At 40.1% G+C, this 12794-nt stretch carries 14 protein-coding genes; 5 read left to right on the top strand and 9 right to left on the bottom strand.

From position 1 onward, the window contains the following. Positions 1 to 26: 26 nt before the first annotated feature. The 5 genes from hisH (at position 27) to hisIE (ending at position 3356) form a co-directional block, all read left to right on the top strand. Complete coding sequence (gene hisH / locus EZJ28_RS05335; protein WP_131395683.1) at positions 27 to 632, top strand: imidazole glycerol phosphate synthase subunit HisH; 606 nt, start codon at positions 27 to 29, stop codon at positions 630 to 632. 18 nt (positions 633 to 650) lie between these two features. Beyond that, on the top strand, positions 651 to 950 hold the full coding sequence (locus EZJ28_RS05330; protein WP_242670073.1) for a four helix bundle protein: 300 nt from the start codon (positions 651 to 653) through the stop codon (positions 948 to 950). Positions 951 to 1040: 90 nt separating this feature from the next. Beyond that, positions 1041 to 1766, top strand: a complete 726-nt coding sequence (gene hisA / locus EZJ28_RS05325) for a 1-(5-phosphoribosyl)-5-[(5-phosphoribosylamino)methylideneamino]imidazole-4-carboxamide isomerase (protein ID WP_131395681.1) — start codon at positions 1041 to 1043, stop codon at positions 1764 to 1766. Between the two features lie 79 nt (positions 1767 to 1845). Next, complete coding sequence (gene hisF, locus EZJ28_RS05320; RefSeq protein ID WP_131395679.1) at positions 1846 to 2601, top strand: imidazole glycerol phosphate synthase subunit HisF; 756 nt, start codon at positions 1846 to 1848, stop codon at positions 2599 to 2601. Positions 2602 to 2735: 134 nt separating this feature from the next. Then, on the top strand, positions 2736 to 3356 hold the full coding sequence (hisIE, locus tag EZJ28_RS05315; RefSeq protein WP_131395677.1) for a bifunctional phosphoribosyl-AMP cyclohydrolase/phosphoribosyl-ATP diphosphatase HisIE: 621 nt from the start codon (positions 2736 to 2738) through the stop codon (positions 3354 to 3356). Between the two features lie 65 nt (positions 3357 to 3421). On the opposite strand, the gene EZJ28_RS05310 is transcribed toward hisIE, so the two are convergent. From EZJ28_RS05310 to EZJ28_RS05270, 9 genes are all read right to left on the bottom strand, one after another. Continuing rightward, positions 3422 to 4276 (bottom strand): pirin family protein, encoded by an 855-nt coding sequence (locus tag EZJ28_RS05310; RefSeq protein WP_131395675.1) that lies wholly within the window; start codon positions 4274 to 4276, stop codon positions 3422 to 3424. Positions 4277 to 4284: 8 nt separating this feature from the next. After that, positions 4285 to 5019 (bottom strand): NYN domain-containing protein, encoded by a 735-nt coding sequence (locus EZJ28_RS05305; RefSeq protein ID WP_131395673.1) that lies wholly within the window; start codon positions 5017 to 5019, stop codon positions 4285 to 4287. Positions 5020 to 5125: 106 nt separating this feature from the next. Next, positions 5126 to 6280, bottom strand: a complete 1155-nt coding sequence (locus tag EZJ28_RS05300) for a hypothetical protein (RefSeq protein WP_131395671.1) — start codon at positions 6278 to 6280, stop codon at positions 5126 to 5128. Between the two features lie 134 nt (positions 6281 to 6414). After that, positions 6415 to 7293: a cation diffusion facilitator family transporter gene (locus tag EZJ28_RS05295; protein WP_131395669.1), complete on the bottom strand. Its 879-nt coding sequence runs from the start codon at positions 7291 to 7293 to the stop codon at positions 6415 to 6417. Positions 7294 to 7330: 37 nt separating this feature from the next. Then, on the bottom strand, positions 7331 to 8089 hold the full coding sequence (locus EZJ28_RS05290; protein WP_131395667.1) for a sulfite exporter TauE/SafE family protein: 759 nt from the start codon (positions 8087 to 8089) through the stop codon (positions 7331 to 7333). Positions 8090 to 8097: 8 nt separating this feature from the next. Beyond that, on the bottom strand, positions 8098 to 8931 hold the full coding sequence (locus EZJ28_RS05285) for a DUF1853 family protein (protein WP_131395665.1): 834 nt from the start codon (positions 8929 to 8931) through the stop codon (positions 8098 to 8100). After that, on the bottom strand, positions 8928 to 9419 hold the full coding sequence (locus EZJ28_RS05280) for a GyrI-like domain-containing protein (protein WP_131395663.1): 492 nt from the start codon (positions 9417 to 9419) through the stop codon (positions 8928 to 8930). Before EZJ28_RS05280 ends, EZJ28_RS05285 begins: the two co-directional genes overlap by 4 nt. A 6-nt stretch (positions 9420 to 9425) precedes the next feature. Beyond that, entirely contained in the window at positions 9426 to 11600 is a 2175-nt protein-coding gene (locus EZJ28_RS05275; RefSeq protein WP_131395661.1) for a S9 family peptidase, read from the bottom strand. Positions 11601 to 11683: 83 nt separating this feature from the next. After that, positions 11684 to 12754 carry a DUF3616 domain-containing protein gene (locus tag EZJ28_RS05270; RefSeq protein WP_131395659.1) on the bottom strand — a complete coding sequence of 357 codons (1071 nt, stop codon included), beginning with the start codon at positions 12752 to 12754 and terminating at the stop codon, positions 11684 to 11686. Positions 12755 to 12794 lie beyond the last annotated feature (40 nt).

Below are 12794 nucleotides of genomic sequence, written 5' to 3'. Positions count from 1 at the left end.
TTAGAAGCGTACTGGTAAATTTTGCAATGAAAAAGAATAAAAAAATAGTAATAATAGATTACGGAGCGGGTAATATTCAGAGTATTAAGTTTGCTGTACAACGACTTGGTTATGAGGCTGTTTTAAGCAATGATGCTGAAGAAATAAAAAATGCTGATAAGGTTATATTTCCAGGGGTAGGAGAAGCAGGCAGTGCTATGCGAATGCTAAAATCCACCGGTCTTGATAAGCTCATTCCCGAACTTAAACAGCCTGTACTGGGCATTTGCCTTGGCATGCAGCTGATGTGCAATTTTTCAGAAGAAGGAAATACTCAGGGCTTGGGTATTTTCGATGCTGATGTTAAAAGATTTGCTAACACGGTCAAGGTTCCACAGATTGGATGGAATCAGATAACAAACCTGGAAACTCATCTTTTTGATTCGGTAAATGAAGGTGAGTATGTTTATCTCGTTCACAGTTATTATGTACCTGAATGCGAAGACGAAATTGCCAGAACCGAATATGGAGTAAAGTATTCCACTGCCCTGCATAAGAATAATTTTTATGGGGTTCAATTCCACCCTGAAAAGAGCAGTAAAACTGGAGAACAGATATTGAAGAACTTTTTGAATATAGAATTAAGAAGTTAGAAATACGAAGTACTTCAAATGAGAGATTTAAAAGAAAGAACCAAAAGATTTATCATTGAATGTTGGAATTTTTGTGCTAAAATACCTCATTCAAGAGAATATAATGCCTATGCAAATCAACTGATCCGATCTTCAAGCTCTGTAGGTGCGAATTATAGAGCTGCTCAGAGAGCAAAATCTGATGCTGATTTTATAAATAAATTAAAAATAGTGGAGGAAGAAGCCGATGAAAGTATGTATTTCCTGGAATTATTAATTGAGTTCTGGAAGATAATAACGCGGAAGCCAAAATTTTACATGCTGAATGCAACGAAATAATTTCAATTGTAGTTGCTTCGATCAATACTAGAAAAAGTAAGATAACCAAATGAAAATTTCTTACTTCCCATTTCTAAATTTTTACTTTATATGAGAATAATTCCCGCAATAGATATAATCGAAGGAAAATGTGTGAGGCTCTCTAAAGGAGATTACAACACAAAAAAGATATATAACGAAAATCCCTTAGAGGTGGCAAAGTCCTTTCAGGACCATGGAATTGAGTATCTACATCTCGTTGATCTGGATGGAGCGAAATCCAGCCATATTGTAAATTATCGGATCCTGGAGCAATTAGCTTCCAAAACAGGTTTAAAGGTGGATTTTGGTGGCGGATTGAAATCAGATCAGGACCTGAAGATCGCATTTGAAAGTGGCGCGAACCAGATTACAGGTGGCAGCATAGCCGTAAAGGATCCGGAATTGTTTAAGAGCTGGCTTCAGAAATACGGAAGCGAGAAGATCATTCTTGGAGCAGATGCCAAGGATAGAAAGATTGCCGTTTCAGGCTGGCTGGAAGATTCAAATAAGGAGATCATTCCATTTATACAGGAATATGAGAAGAACGGAGCCAAATATGTGATCTGTACCGATATATCAAAGGATGGGATGCTGGAAGGCCCTTCTTTTGAACTCTATAAGGAGATCCTTTCTGAAACTGAAAATATCAATCTTATTGCCAGTGGCGGAATTTCAGAATTTGATGAATTGCCAAAGCTTAAAGATTTAGGCTGTGAAGGTGTTATTATTGGAAAGGCCATATACGAGAACAGGATAAGTTTAAAGCAATTAGAGAATTATATACTAAATAAGTAAGAGTCGTCACCCTGAACTTGTTTCAGGGTCTTTGAGAAGCTGAAACAAGTTCAGCTTGACAGTAAAAAAATAATAAATTGTGCTAACAAAAAGAATCATTCCATGTCTTGATATTAAGAATGGAAGAACCGTGAAAGGAGTCAATTTCGTTGATCTTAGGGATGCCGGTGACCCGGTAGAACTTGCCGCGGCTTATGCCGAAGAAGGAGCCGATGAACTCGTTTTTCTTGATATATCAGCTACCGAAGAAAAAAGAAAGACCCTGGCCAAACTTGTTCTGGATGTGGCTGAACAGCTGAATATCCCGTTTACCGTTGGTGGAGGAATATCATCGGTTGAAGACGTGGATATCCTTCTGAAGAATGGAGCTGACAAGGTTTCGATAAATTCATCGGCTGTAAAAAATCCTGAACTCATCAACCAGCTCTCCGAAAAATTCGGGAGTCAGTGTGTGGTTGTTGCGATCGATGCCAAGAATGTGGATGGTCAGTGGAAAGTTCATCTGGTAGGAGGAAAAGTGCCTACCGATATCGATCTTTTTGAATGGGCAAAGGAAGTTGAGCAACGTGGGGCAGGAGAAATCCTTTTCACTTCTATGGATCATGACGGCACTAAAAATGGTTTTGCGAACGAAGCTCTTGCCAGACTTTCAGAAGAATTGAATATCCCGATAATAGCTTCAGGCGGTGCCGGAAAAATTGAGCATTTCAGGGATACCTTTCAGAAAGGAAAAGCCGATGCTGCTCTGGCAGCCAGTGTTTTTCACTTTAGGGAAATAGAGATCGGGGAACTGAAAAGACAATTAGGGTCTGCTGGAATTCCCATGAGAATATGAAAATTCAGAATTTCAAACTTAAAACAAATAGTCATGCTGTCCCGATAGCTATCAGGATTTTTCAGCATCTTATATATTAAATAAAAAGATCCTGAAACAAGTTCAGGATGACCTAGTAAAGAATATGAAAAATTATGAATATAGATTTTAATAAAAATTCAGATGGCCTGGTTCCAGCCATTGTCCAGGATGCCAATACAAAGAAGGTATTAATGTTGGGATATATGAACGAAGAGGCATTTTTAAAGACCAATGAAACTAAAAAGATCACTTTCTATAGTCGGTCTAAAAGGCGTTTATGGACCAAAGGAGAGGAAAGTGGAAATTTTCTTGACCTGGTGAACATGAAACTTGATTGTGATAATGATACATTATTGATTCAGGTGAATCCTGTGGGTCCGGTTTGTCATAAGGGGACCGATACCTGCTGGGCAGAGAAGAATGAAGTTGATTTTGGATTTCTTACTACACTGGAAGGGATTATTGAAAGTCGGAAAAAATTAAGCCATACAGAGCCTGAATTGAGAAAGGATAACGAATCCAGCTATGTGGTCTCTCTTTTTGATGAAGGGATCAATAAGATAGCCCAGAAAGTAGGAGAGGAGGCTATTGAAACAGTGATTGAAGCTAAGGATGACAATGATGAGCTTTTCCTGAATGAAAGCGCCGATCTTTTGTTTCATTACCTGATACTGTTAAAGGCTAAAGGTTTTCAATTGAAAGATGTAGTGAAGGTTTTACAGGAAAGACATTGATATAAAACTATTGAAAAGCTGGTAAGGCAGGCTGAACTTATTTCAGCGTCAATTCAGGAAAGAGGTTATTCTTCCCATGCACCCATTTTACCAGCTTTATAGTCTTCATAGGCCTGATGGATCTCTTCTTCAGAATTCATAACGAAGGGGCCGCCAAAAACTACTTTTTCATTAAACGGTTCAGCATGTCCTAGTAAGAGTATGCTGTCATTTTTAGCTGAGATATCCAGTTTCTCATCATTTTTAGAGAAATCGGCAAGTTGAAGTTCAGGTACACTTATTTCGTTCACTTCCAGTTCTCCTCTTATTACGTAAAAAAAGATATTGTCAGTTTTAGGAATTTCCAGGTCTATTTTGGAGCCCTTATCAAAATGAACCACCGCAAGATTTACTGAGGTTGGGGTATCAAAGGCTCCCCTAATTCCTTTAAAACTACCCGAAACCACCTGAGCCTCAATAGTCTCTTCTCGATTCTTCCAGACCGAAATCTGATCTTTCTGCAAGCCTTTGTATCGTGGATCGGCCATCTTAAGGCGTTTCGGAAGGTTTACCCATAACTGAAGAATTTCCAGTGGACCTCCTTCCTTTTTAAATTTAGAAGAAGAAACCTCGGCATGTATTAAGCCCTTTCCGGCAGTCATCCACTGTACCCCGCCACTTTCAATAACGCTATAATTTCCACCGCTATCCTTATGTGCGATATCACCATCTATAATGAAAGTAACGGTTTCCATTCCGCGATGCGGATGCGGTCCGAAAGGCAGCCCATTATTGTGAGGTGGATAAACCTGTGGGCCATGATGATTAAGAAATATAAATGGATCTATCATTTGCAGGTCTCTGGTCGGCATTGGAGACCAGGTTTTAAGATCTCCCATTGGCCTATATTCGGCTTTATGAAGTTTCTTAATATTCCTCATATTTCAGATCATTTATTTCTTACGTAAATAAGTTTGAATTTTGAGTTGGTGTTTTCCCTTGATTCTATCTCGAACTTGTTGATTGAATTGATCATGGGGGTTAATTTCTGAAACCCGTAATTACGTGAATCGAAATTAGGTTGTTTCTTTTGAAGCAGGCTACCAACATCCCCAAGGAAAGCCCAGCCATCTTCATCGGCCACATCAGAAATTGTTTGTGCTATAAGGCGTACCACCGCAGGGGTGATCTTGTCTACATTCTGTTTTTTGGTATCCTTTTCCTTGGCCTTGCCATTTTCAGATTCCTTGGAATTGTTCTTCAGGATCTCGATATAGATGAATTTATCGCAGGCAACAATAAAAGGATCGGGAGTCTTCTTTTCCCCGATACCAATTACCTTCATACTGGCTTCGCGTAACCTGGTGGCCAGCCGCGTAAAATCGGAATCACTGGAAACCAGACAGAATCCATCAACTTTGTTTGAGTACAGAATGTCCATGGCGTCTATGATCATGGCAGAATCTGTAGCGTTCTTACCCTGGGTATAGCCATATTGCTGAATTGGATGAATTGCATTTTCAAGAAGGACATTCTTCCATTTATTCAAATGTGGCTTTGTCCAGTCGCCATATATACGTTTAATAGTAGGATTTCCATATTTGGCGATTTCTTCCATCATCTCCTTTACATGAGCTGACGGTATGTTGTCACCATCTATTAATACTGCAAGATTAGTTTCCATTAATTATTTTAGTTTAAGGACACTAAAGTTAAGCTTAATTAAATAAGTCTATCATAATTGAGACAGGAAATTGAAAAGGCCGTTTGAAAAAACGGCCTTGATTCTATCAGAACCGGAAAAGAGCATTCATTTTTGATTCTTTTTCGGGCATAAATTCATGCTCCACCAGATAAACCTTTCCGCCCATCTCTACAGTCTTTTTAGCGGCCAGGTTAAGCAAGGATATATTATGATCATTATTATTTTCATGAATTTTAACCTTCATTTTATCTTCGTTGTATTCTCCCCAGAGTTCTGCCCGGTTCTCAATAAATAGCGTATCTACCTTTCCCTGGTACACAGCGGGAATAATATCACTTACGGCCGATGTTGTATTTTCGGTTTTGCTTAATTCCCTGTACTTCTCGATCTTTTCATTCCGGGTTTCGTTAAGGAAGGGCTCAGCAACTTCCAGTGCCTTTTGATGAATTCCAAGCAGATCTGTATCGTTAGGGTTTCCAGCCACCACCTTATCGATCAGTTGGTTATAGGTGTTTGCTTCCTTATAAATTGGATATAAATAATCCTGACAATAAACTACTAACGGCAGTTTTTCCTTATTCAGATAATTTTTAAGCCCCTGATCTACAGCTCTGAAAAATTGTTTAACTTCCTCTTTCTCATCTCTCTCGCTGCCACCATGACCATGGAATTGGGTTTTCTCTCCACCTTCAGCCTGGGTACGGAATTGAAGGGCCTTCTCTTTATAATCATATCCAACCCTTTCTTCCAGTCGGGAAGGGGTGAGGTCGTCAATTTCAACAGGAGTGATACTGAATCTCGAGGCTTCATAAAAGCTCACATCTCCAAGCTGGATAGCCAGAATGTTGAATTTCCCGTCACCTGTCATCGCCGGAACCAGAGGTTTTACATAGAACTCTTCCGAAATATAATGATAGGCTTCAAAATTTACAGGAAGAGTGTATTTCTCAAAAAATTGCGGAGAGGAGAATATCGCAAGCCCATCGCTCTGGTGTCTCCAGAAATCACGGTCTTCCAACAGTTCTTCAATTGGTTTCCCGATTTTTTCTATATGTTTATCATCCACTTTATTCTCTTTAAGCTCCTTTCTTACTTGTACCCATTCGGAATGTAAATGCTTTTTGCTCTTTTCTTCCAGCACTTCTTTTCCAGCCCTTTGAGTGGGAATAAAAATTGATACGCATACCTCATTCTTATGACCGGCCAGCTTTTTAAATTCTTTCTCATTGATCATCGACATAACTTCAATTTTAGTGGTTAATTACAAAATATAAGATACGTTTAATGGTATAGACATCAAAGCCCCTAAGGCTCGTCTTAGTGCTAAATCTTTCTTAATTAATCTGAACGATTTTTTAAATCAGGTGTCTTCTTTTAAAGCTCATCGTCTGGCTCTACATGTATAAGTACATCTGCGATTTGTGGAATTTCCTGAAGTAGTTCATCCTTAACCCGGTGGGCGATATCGTGGCCTTCTTTTACCGTGATCTGGGCATCTACAGCTATGTGAAGGTCTACATGGTAGGTCATTCCTGTTTTTCTTATATAGCACTTTTCTGTATCTACTACCGCCGGATGTTTTTGAGAGATCTTCCTGATCTCATTTTCAATCTCTTCGTAACGGTGTTCGTCCATCACTTCTCCCAGGGCTGGCCTGAGAATTTTATAGGCGTTGTAAAGTATAAATCCGGATGCGGCGAGAGCTGCCCAGTCATCGGCATTTTCATAACCCTTTCCCATTACGAGGGCTACGCTTATTCCTATAAAGGCCATCAGGGAAGTAATCGCATCGCTTCGGTGGTGCCATGCATCAGCTTTCAATACAGAACTTTCGGTCTTCTTTCCTTTTTTTGAGACTACGCGGTAAAAGGTTTCCTTAATTATTATAATCGCAGCCAGTACCAGCAGGGTATAAGGTTCAGGAACTTCATGCGGAGTATTAATATTCTCAATACTTTCGTAAGCTATTACGGTTGCCGAAACTATCAGGAAGCCAACAACAATAAAAGTAAATAAAGGTTCGGCTTTGCCGTGGCCATAAGGATGATTTTCATCGGCGGGTTTGTTGGCATATCTTAAGCCAACTAGTACTAGAATGGATGAGAAAACATCGGTTGTAGATTCTATGGCGTCTGCGATAAGAGCATAGGAATTACCAAACACGCCAGTAACAAATTTTGCAACTGCCAGGAATGCGTTTCCTGCAATACTCAAATAAGATGCTTTGATGGCTTCCCGGGCTCCGGCCTGCATAGAATTTGCTTTAGGATTGCTAAATTAGGATATTTTGTTACTTCAATTGGTTATAGATTAGTAAAATTCCGCTTATCACCATTAAGCTTATAAGCAATTTTCTGAAGGTGCTACTCTTCATTTTTGAAAGGAATTTCTTTCCGATAATATTCCCAACTACCGCCCCTAGTCCAAGTGCTATACCATACACCCATAATTCGGCATACAGGAGTCCGAAGAAAGTGTAACTGCCTATTTGAGAAACTCCCAGGAAAAATGAATTCACAGTTTTTGTGGCGATAAGTTCTTCCTTATCGAGTCCAAGATTAAGGTAGAAAGGATTAAGAACCGGCCCCAGCGCCCCTATGATGGTTCCAAGCACGGATACTATAAAGCCAAGGGGAATAAAGTACCAGAGCTTCACGGGGAAAGAGCGTTCCTTTTTTCCAAACCTATACTGAAAGACAGTACTTATCAGAAAAAGGCCAACAAGGATTTGCAACCAGGAAGCTTCAACTTTAGTGAAAAACCAGCCTGCAACCCAGGCGCCAAGCATCGCCGCCGGAACATAATACCAGAAAACTTTCCAGTTGATATGTTTCCAGAATAATATAAGTCGTGCCGGGCGGCCTATAAAGGTTCCCAGGTTAATCACCGGGGCTGTCTTTGTAGCGCCTATCAGGAAATTAAGGGTGGGGACAAGGATCAGTGCTCCGCCGCCGCCAGATATCGTGCTTATCACGAAAGCAACAATACCGGCAATAAAAAGTAACAGGAGTAAAAGAAGGTCTATTTGCTGAAAGATTTCTATCATCATTTAAACAATTACCACCAAACTACAAAAAAGCTTTTATAACCGGTTTTTGTTTTCATCCAGATAAGCGGTGCCCGCTGTCTTTCAAACAGGCTTTTAATATTCTTTACAATGTCATTATAGTCTAACCATTCGGGATTGGTTGCCGGGGAAGCACTCCAGTATTTTTTCTGCGGACTAAAAAACAGGTTTTGCTGCCAGTTGAATTTTTCAAACTCTGAAAACCTGTACAATTCTCCACTAAAGCAGTCGGAATTTATGATATTGTTTTCATCTTTTTGAATGGGTAAATCGGAAGCTGTGAATAGCTTGGCCTTAAAGCACAGCCGTTGCTCAATATCCTGTGGTGCTAAACCGAGCTTTTCCAAATAGGTGAGCGTTTCCGGTTTATATAAGATAGGAAACTGTTTGTTTTTTAACTTTTCAAGTTTTTCAGAAAAACTATCCTTGCGGTTAGGTCCGATCCACCTGTTTATCTCAGGTGACAATTGTTCATCATATACATAGAGCTTATAAACCAGTTCTACATGCAGAGGGCAGGCTTTGAGTTTATCATATAAAAGAAAATCGATCTCACCCAGGGTTTGTTTGTTTTCAATAATCTGAATATTGGAATCTATGAGATCATATCTTTCTGAATGTTTTATAGCGATCTCAAAAAAGCTTTCCATTCGCTTTCCAAGTACTGAATTTCTTGGATGCACAATATTCTCGAGATCATTTACGATTGCTGAGTTTATCTCAACATCCGGAAAGGAAAAAGACCTGACCGATAGATTTTTGTTCTGCGGAAATATAGAAGGAGTAGAGCAGAAACCGCGGAACTGGTCCACAAGGCTTATCATGATTTTTCCTTAACGGGGATCCATATTCTTTCCATTGAATCTGGATTGTCGGGTCCCTTGTATTCTTCGCCCAGAACTTCAAAGTGAGGTCTATTATCAAGCACGTATTGGGAGGAAGGTAGCCAGTCTTCAAATATGAATTTTGCCGTTTCAGCAAATTCATTAGCAGTACCATGATGTATAAAAACAGCATAAAGTCCGGCGGGAAGCTCTAGTTTCTGGAGACCTTTAGGTATAAAACTATGATCTTCGGTTTCCATGGCAGCCCACTTTTCAAAGACCGACTGTGAATCGAATTCTTCTTTCATAAATTTTTCACCGTAGATCTGAACAGAGTAAAGATCCTCATTCTTATTATTCTTAATAGCGTCCCTGGATTGCATGAATCTCTTCCAGAGAAGGCTGGTCTTATCATCGGCAAGAGTAGTGGAGACTTTAATCCCCACCAGTTTCTTTTCTTCTATTTCCTTAATTTCAGGTTGCTGCATCTGTATCTATTTAGAAGGGTCTATTTCAAAATTTTCAGGAGGGGTTGCGCCCATCAGGTGTTCTACAAAGTAATCCCACCGGCGTCTCATCATATAATAATAGTCTTTTCCAAACCCATGTCTTGCGTGAGGAAAAATAATAAGATCAAAATCCTTATTGGCTTCTATTAGGGCATCTACCACAAGATAGGTGTTATATGGGGGGACATTATCATCCATTGCACCATGTGCCAGTAAAAGCTTTCCTTCAAGGTTTTCGGCGAGATTTTGATTGGCCTGTTTTTCGTAATTCGAGACTCCATCAGCATCTTCGGTAAGAAGTCCTATATACCTTTCTCCCCAGTCATCTTCATAATTCCTGTTGTCGTGGTTTCCGGATTCCGAGATACCTACTTTATAGAACTTGGGATATTTGAACATGGCGGCAGCAGTAGCGAAACCTCCACCTGAATGTCCCCAGATACCTACATGGTCAAGGTCCATATATGGATGTTTTTCTGCCAGTTGTTTGATACCCGAGATCTGATCTTCCAGAGTATTATCGGCCATATTTCCGTAGCAGGCATCATGGAAAGACTTAGATCTGTCGGGATTACAGGTGCCATCAATTACCACTACCACAAAACCCAGTTCGGCCAGCGCCTGATGATCCCTTCTGGATGGAGAAAAAGAACGGCTGCCTACACCACCTCCCTGCGGACCTGGATATACGTAATTAACCACAGGATATTTTTTTGTTTTATCCAGGTGAGTAGGGGTGAACATGAGTCCGTAAAGGTCCCATTTGCCATCTCTTGACTTTACAGTGATAGGTTGTGGAGCTTTCCATCCGGCCTCTTTTAACCTTGAGATATCGGCTTCCTCAAGAGTAGTGATCAATTTACCTTTCATTGTTCTCAATTCAGCAACATTCGGAACGTTGGGCTGAGAATAATTATCTACGAAATATTCGGCGTTTGGTGAGATCGATATTTTATGATTACCATTTTCAGTAGTAAGTAATTTTAAATTCTTTCCATTGAAATCTATGCTGTAAAAGTGGCTGAAATAGGGATCGCGTCCTTCTTCACGACCATCCGCAAGAAAATAGAGTTTGCGTTTATCCTCGTCAACATGAAGTAATTGAGTAACCACAAAATTACCCTTTGTGATCTGGTTTTTTAATTCACCCGTTTCTGAATCATATAAATAGAGATGGCCCCAATCATCTCTTTCAGAATACCAGATAATTTCTTCAGACTCGGGAAGGTAATGCCAGTTGATGGACCCCTGGCCTGATTCGTACTGAGTTTCAACTCTTTCTTCAAATACTTCCCTTACTTCGCCTGTTTCAGCATCAGCAATTCTCATTTTAGCCGACTTATGGTCACGCGAAGTAGAAACGAAAGCAAGTTTGGTAGCATCATCATTCCACTGGTTATCATCAAAAGCTCCGGAACATGATATATTATCACAAAGAGTCCCACGTCTGGGATCGGCAGGAATATTGAGTCTTATCACTTTAGGATCATCAACTTCAATGATCACCCTGTGAATTTTGATTATTTCCTTATCTCCAGGAAGGGGATATTTCCATTTCTGCAAATTTGGAGCACCCACATTTGTTGAAACCAGGTACATATCGTTTATATGTCGTTGATCCTGTTGATAAGTAGCGATCTTTTTAGAATCTGGCGACCAAAGAAGAATAGGTTTATCACTTTTACGCCACCCTGCATTATCTGTGGCATAACCAAAATTCTCTTTGCCATCACTGGTCAGCTGTGTTTCTTCACCCGATTCAAGATCACGCATCCATAGATTCCACTCTTTTATAAATACTACTTTTTCACCATTCGGGGAAAGAACTTCATTCGTCGAGTGACTAACGTTTTTTTCTCTAGCTTGTTTTAAGCCGGAAAGGAGTTCTTTTTCTGAAGAAGAGGTTACTCTTTTCCCTGTTTCCGGATCCAGAAGAACGAACCTGTCCTGTCCCTTTTCAGTAACCTTGTACCAGAATTCCCCATCCTCAAGCCATTGCGGACTTACATAACTTCTGTCTACCAAAGCAGAGGTATTAAAACTTAAGAAACGAGTAGCATGTTCATAATCTGCTGAGGTCACACTGTCTCTACCCGTCTGGGCAGAAGCCATAAACGAGAGACTAATCACGAATAAAGAAAATAGAAGGGGTCTTTTCATTGGAGTTCTGAATTTCACTTCAGCAAGATAAAAAATAAACAGGGCTTAAAGAAAGAGCCATGGATTAGAATATTTTATTAAATCTATAGCTCATAACAATCCATCCAAACTCCAGTATCTCCTTCTAGTCTTTCTTTAACGGGAGAATCATAAGTGATCAAAATTCTTTTCTCATCGAGAAATGCCATTCCCTCAGCTTTGTCTGCCCCATGTTCTAATTCTGATCCGCGGGCCACATCAAAGAGTCTTTCGGCATCATGGATAACACTGGCATGCTGGTCTGGTAACCCGCCATTTATTTTATAAATACTTATCGTGCCGTCCAGGTCCATTGTGGGCCCGGCAAGCAGGTAAAGATCTCCTTTTTTGTCAATATTCAGTTCCCTTATTCCCATTCCCCGGAGATCTATAAAATGCTTGCGATAGAGTTTATCTTCATCAGGTCTTTTTGATAATAGCAGTTCACCGTCAAATTCTTTACAGGAAATTTCCAGTATAATCGCGTATCCATTAAGAACAGGGCCGCGCAGACCAATAAAGATCCTTTCGTTATGCACCGCCAGACCTTCAATATCAAAACCGTTATCCTTACACGGAATATGCATAAACTTTTCCAGATGTTCATCCAGCATCAATGCATTATGAAGTTCGGTACTTTTGGTACCTCCACGCAGCATGAGTGGGCGGATCTTTTTGCCTTTATATTCAGCTTCTTTTAGAAGTTCATAGCTTCCGTTCTCTTTGATACAGGGAATTCGACCTAAATTAAACCTGTTTTCATCTATATCCACATCGCTGAGATCATCGAGTTGTTCTTCTAGCGAATCCTCAGGATCCGGGGAATCTCTCTTAAGACTCATGCTTCCGCAGAACCATAAAAAGGGCTCCTGGTAGGCAAGTGCTTCCATATCGGCCTCTCCTTGGCCTCCCGGAAGATCAAAAAAATCGAATAGTTCATAGTGTTTATGATAACCAAAACCTCGTTCGGTTTTGGTGAGACGCTCTATTCCCACATCCTCGTCATAACTCAGCCAGAGATTATCGTCGGTAGCAAGACTGCTGGAGATCTCTGTTCTAAGATCGTCGATGTTTGAGAAATTCTTATCAAACTGAATTAGACATTTCTGGGATGGTTTTCTGTGGTAAGGCTTCATTTTAATTTTTGAATCAATTTACTCAGAATTGATAAGATTG

Source organism: Gramella sp. KN1008 (assembly GCF_004332155.1).
In the GTDB taxonomy this organism is placed as follows: Bacteria; Bacteroidota; Bacteroidia; order Flavobacteriales; family Flavobacteriaceae; genus Christiangramia.
Note: the sequence above shows the minus strand (reverse complement) of the source record. Positions and strands in the feature narration are given on the sequence as shown.

What these genes read in the sequence shown, in the direction of transcription:
- hisH (WP_131395683.1), top strand. Translation starts at nt 27, where the DNA reads ATGAAAAAGAATAAAAAAATAGTAATAATAGATTACGGAGCGGGTAAT.
- EZJ28_RS05290 (WP_131395667.1), bottom strand. Translation starts at nt 8,089, where the DNA reads ATGATGATAGAAATCTTTCAGCAAATAGACCTTCTTTTACTCCTGTTA.
- EZJ28_RS05275 (WP_131395661.1), bottom strand. Translation starts at nt 11,600, where the DNA reads ATGAAAAGACCCCTTCTATTTTCTTTATTCGTGATTAGTCTCTCGTTT.
- EZJ28_RS05295 (WP_131395669.1), bottom strand. Translation starts at nt 7,293, where the DNA reads ATGCAGGCCGGAGCCCGGGAAGCCATCAAAGCATCTTATTTGAGTATT.
- EZJ28_RS05300 (WP_131395671.1), bottom strand. Translation starts at nt 6,280, where the DNA reads ATGTCGATGATCAATGAGAAAGAATTTAAAAAGCTGGCCGGTCATAAG.
- EZJ28_RS05280 (WP_131395663.1), bottom strand. Translation starts at nt 9,419, where the DNA reads ATGCAGCAACCTGAAATTAAGGAAATAGAAGAAAAGAAACTGGTGGGG.
- EZJ28_RS05330 (WP_242670073.1), top strand. Translation starts at nt 651, where the DNA reads ATGAGAGATTTAAAAGAAAGAACCAAAAGATTTATCATTGAATGTTGG.
- hisA (WP_131395681.1), top strand. Translation starts at nt 1,041, where the DNA reads ATGAGAATAATTCCCGCAATAGATATAATCGAAGGAAAATGTGTGAGG.
- EZJ28_RS05285 (WP_131395665.1), bottom strand. Translation starts at nt 8,931, where the DNA reads ATGATAAGCCTTGTGGACCAGTTCCGCGGTTTCTGCTCTACTCCTTCT.
- EZJ28_RS05305 (WP_131395673.1), bottom strand. Translation starts at nt 5,019, where the DNA reads ATGGAAACTAATCTTGCAGTATTAATAGATGGTGACAACATACCGTCA.
- EZJ28_RS05270 (WP_131395659.1), bottom strand. Translation starts at nt 12,754, where the DNA reads ATGAAGCCTTACCACAGAAAACCATCCCAGAAATGTCTAATTCAGTTT.
- hisIE (WP_131395677.1), top strand. Translation starts at nt 2,736, where the DNA reads ATGAATATAGATTTTAATAAAAATTCAGATGGCCTGGTTCCAGCCATT.
- EZJ28_RS05310 (WP_131395675.1), bottom strand. Translation starts at nt 4,276, where the DNA reads ATGAGGAATATTAAGAAACTTCATAAAGCCGAATATAGGCCAATGGGA.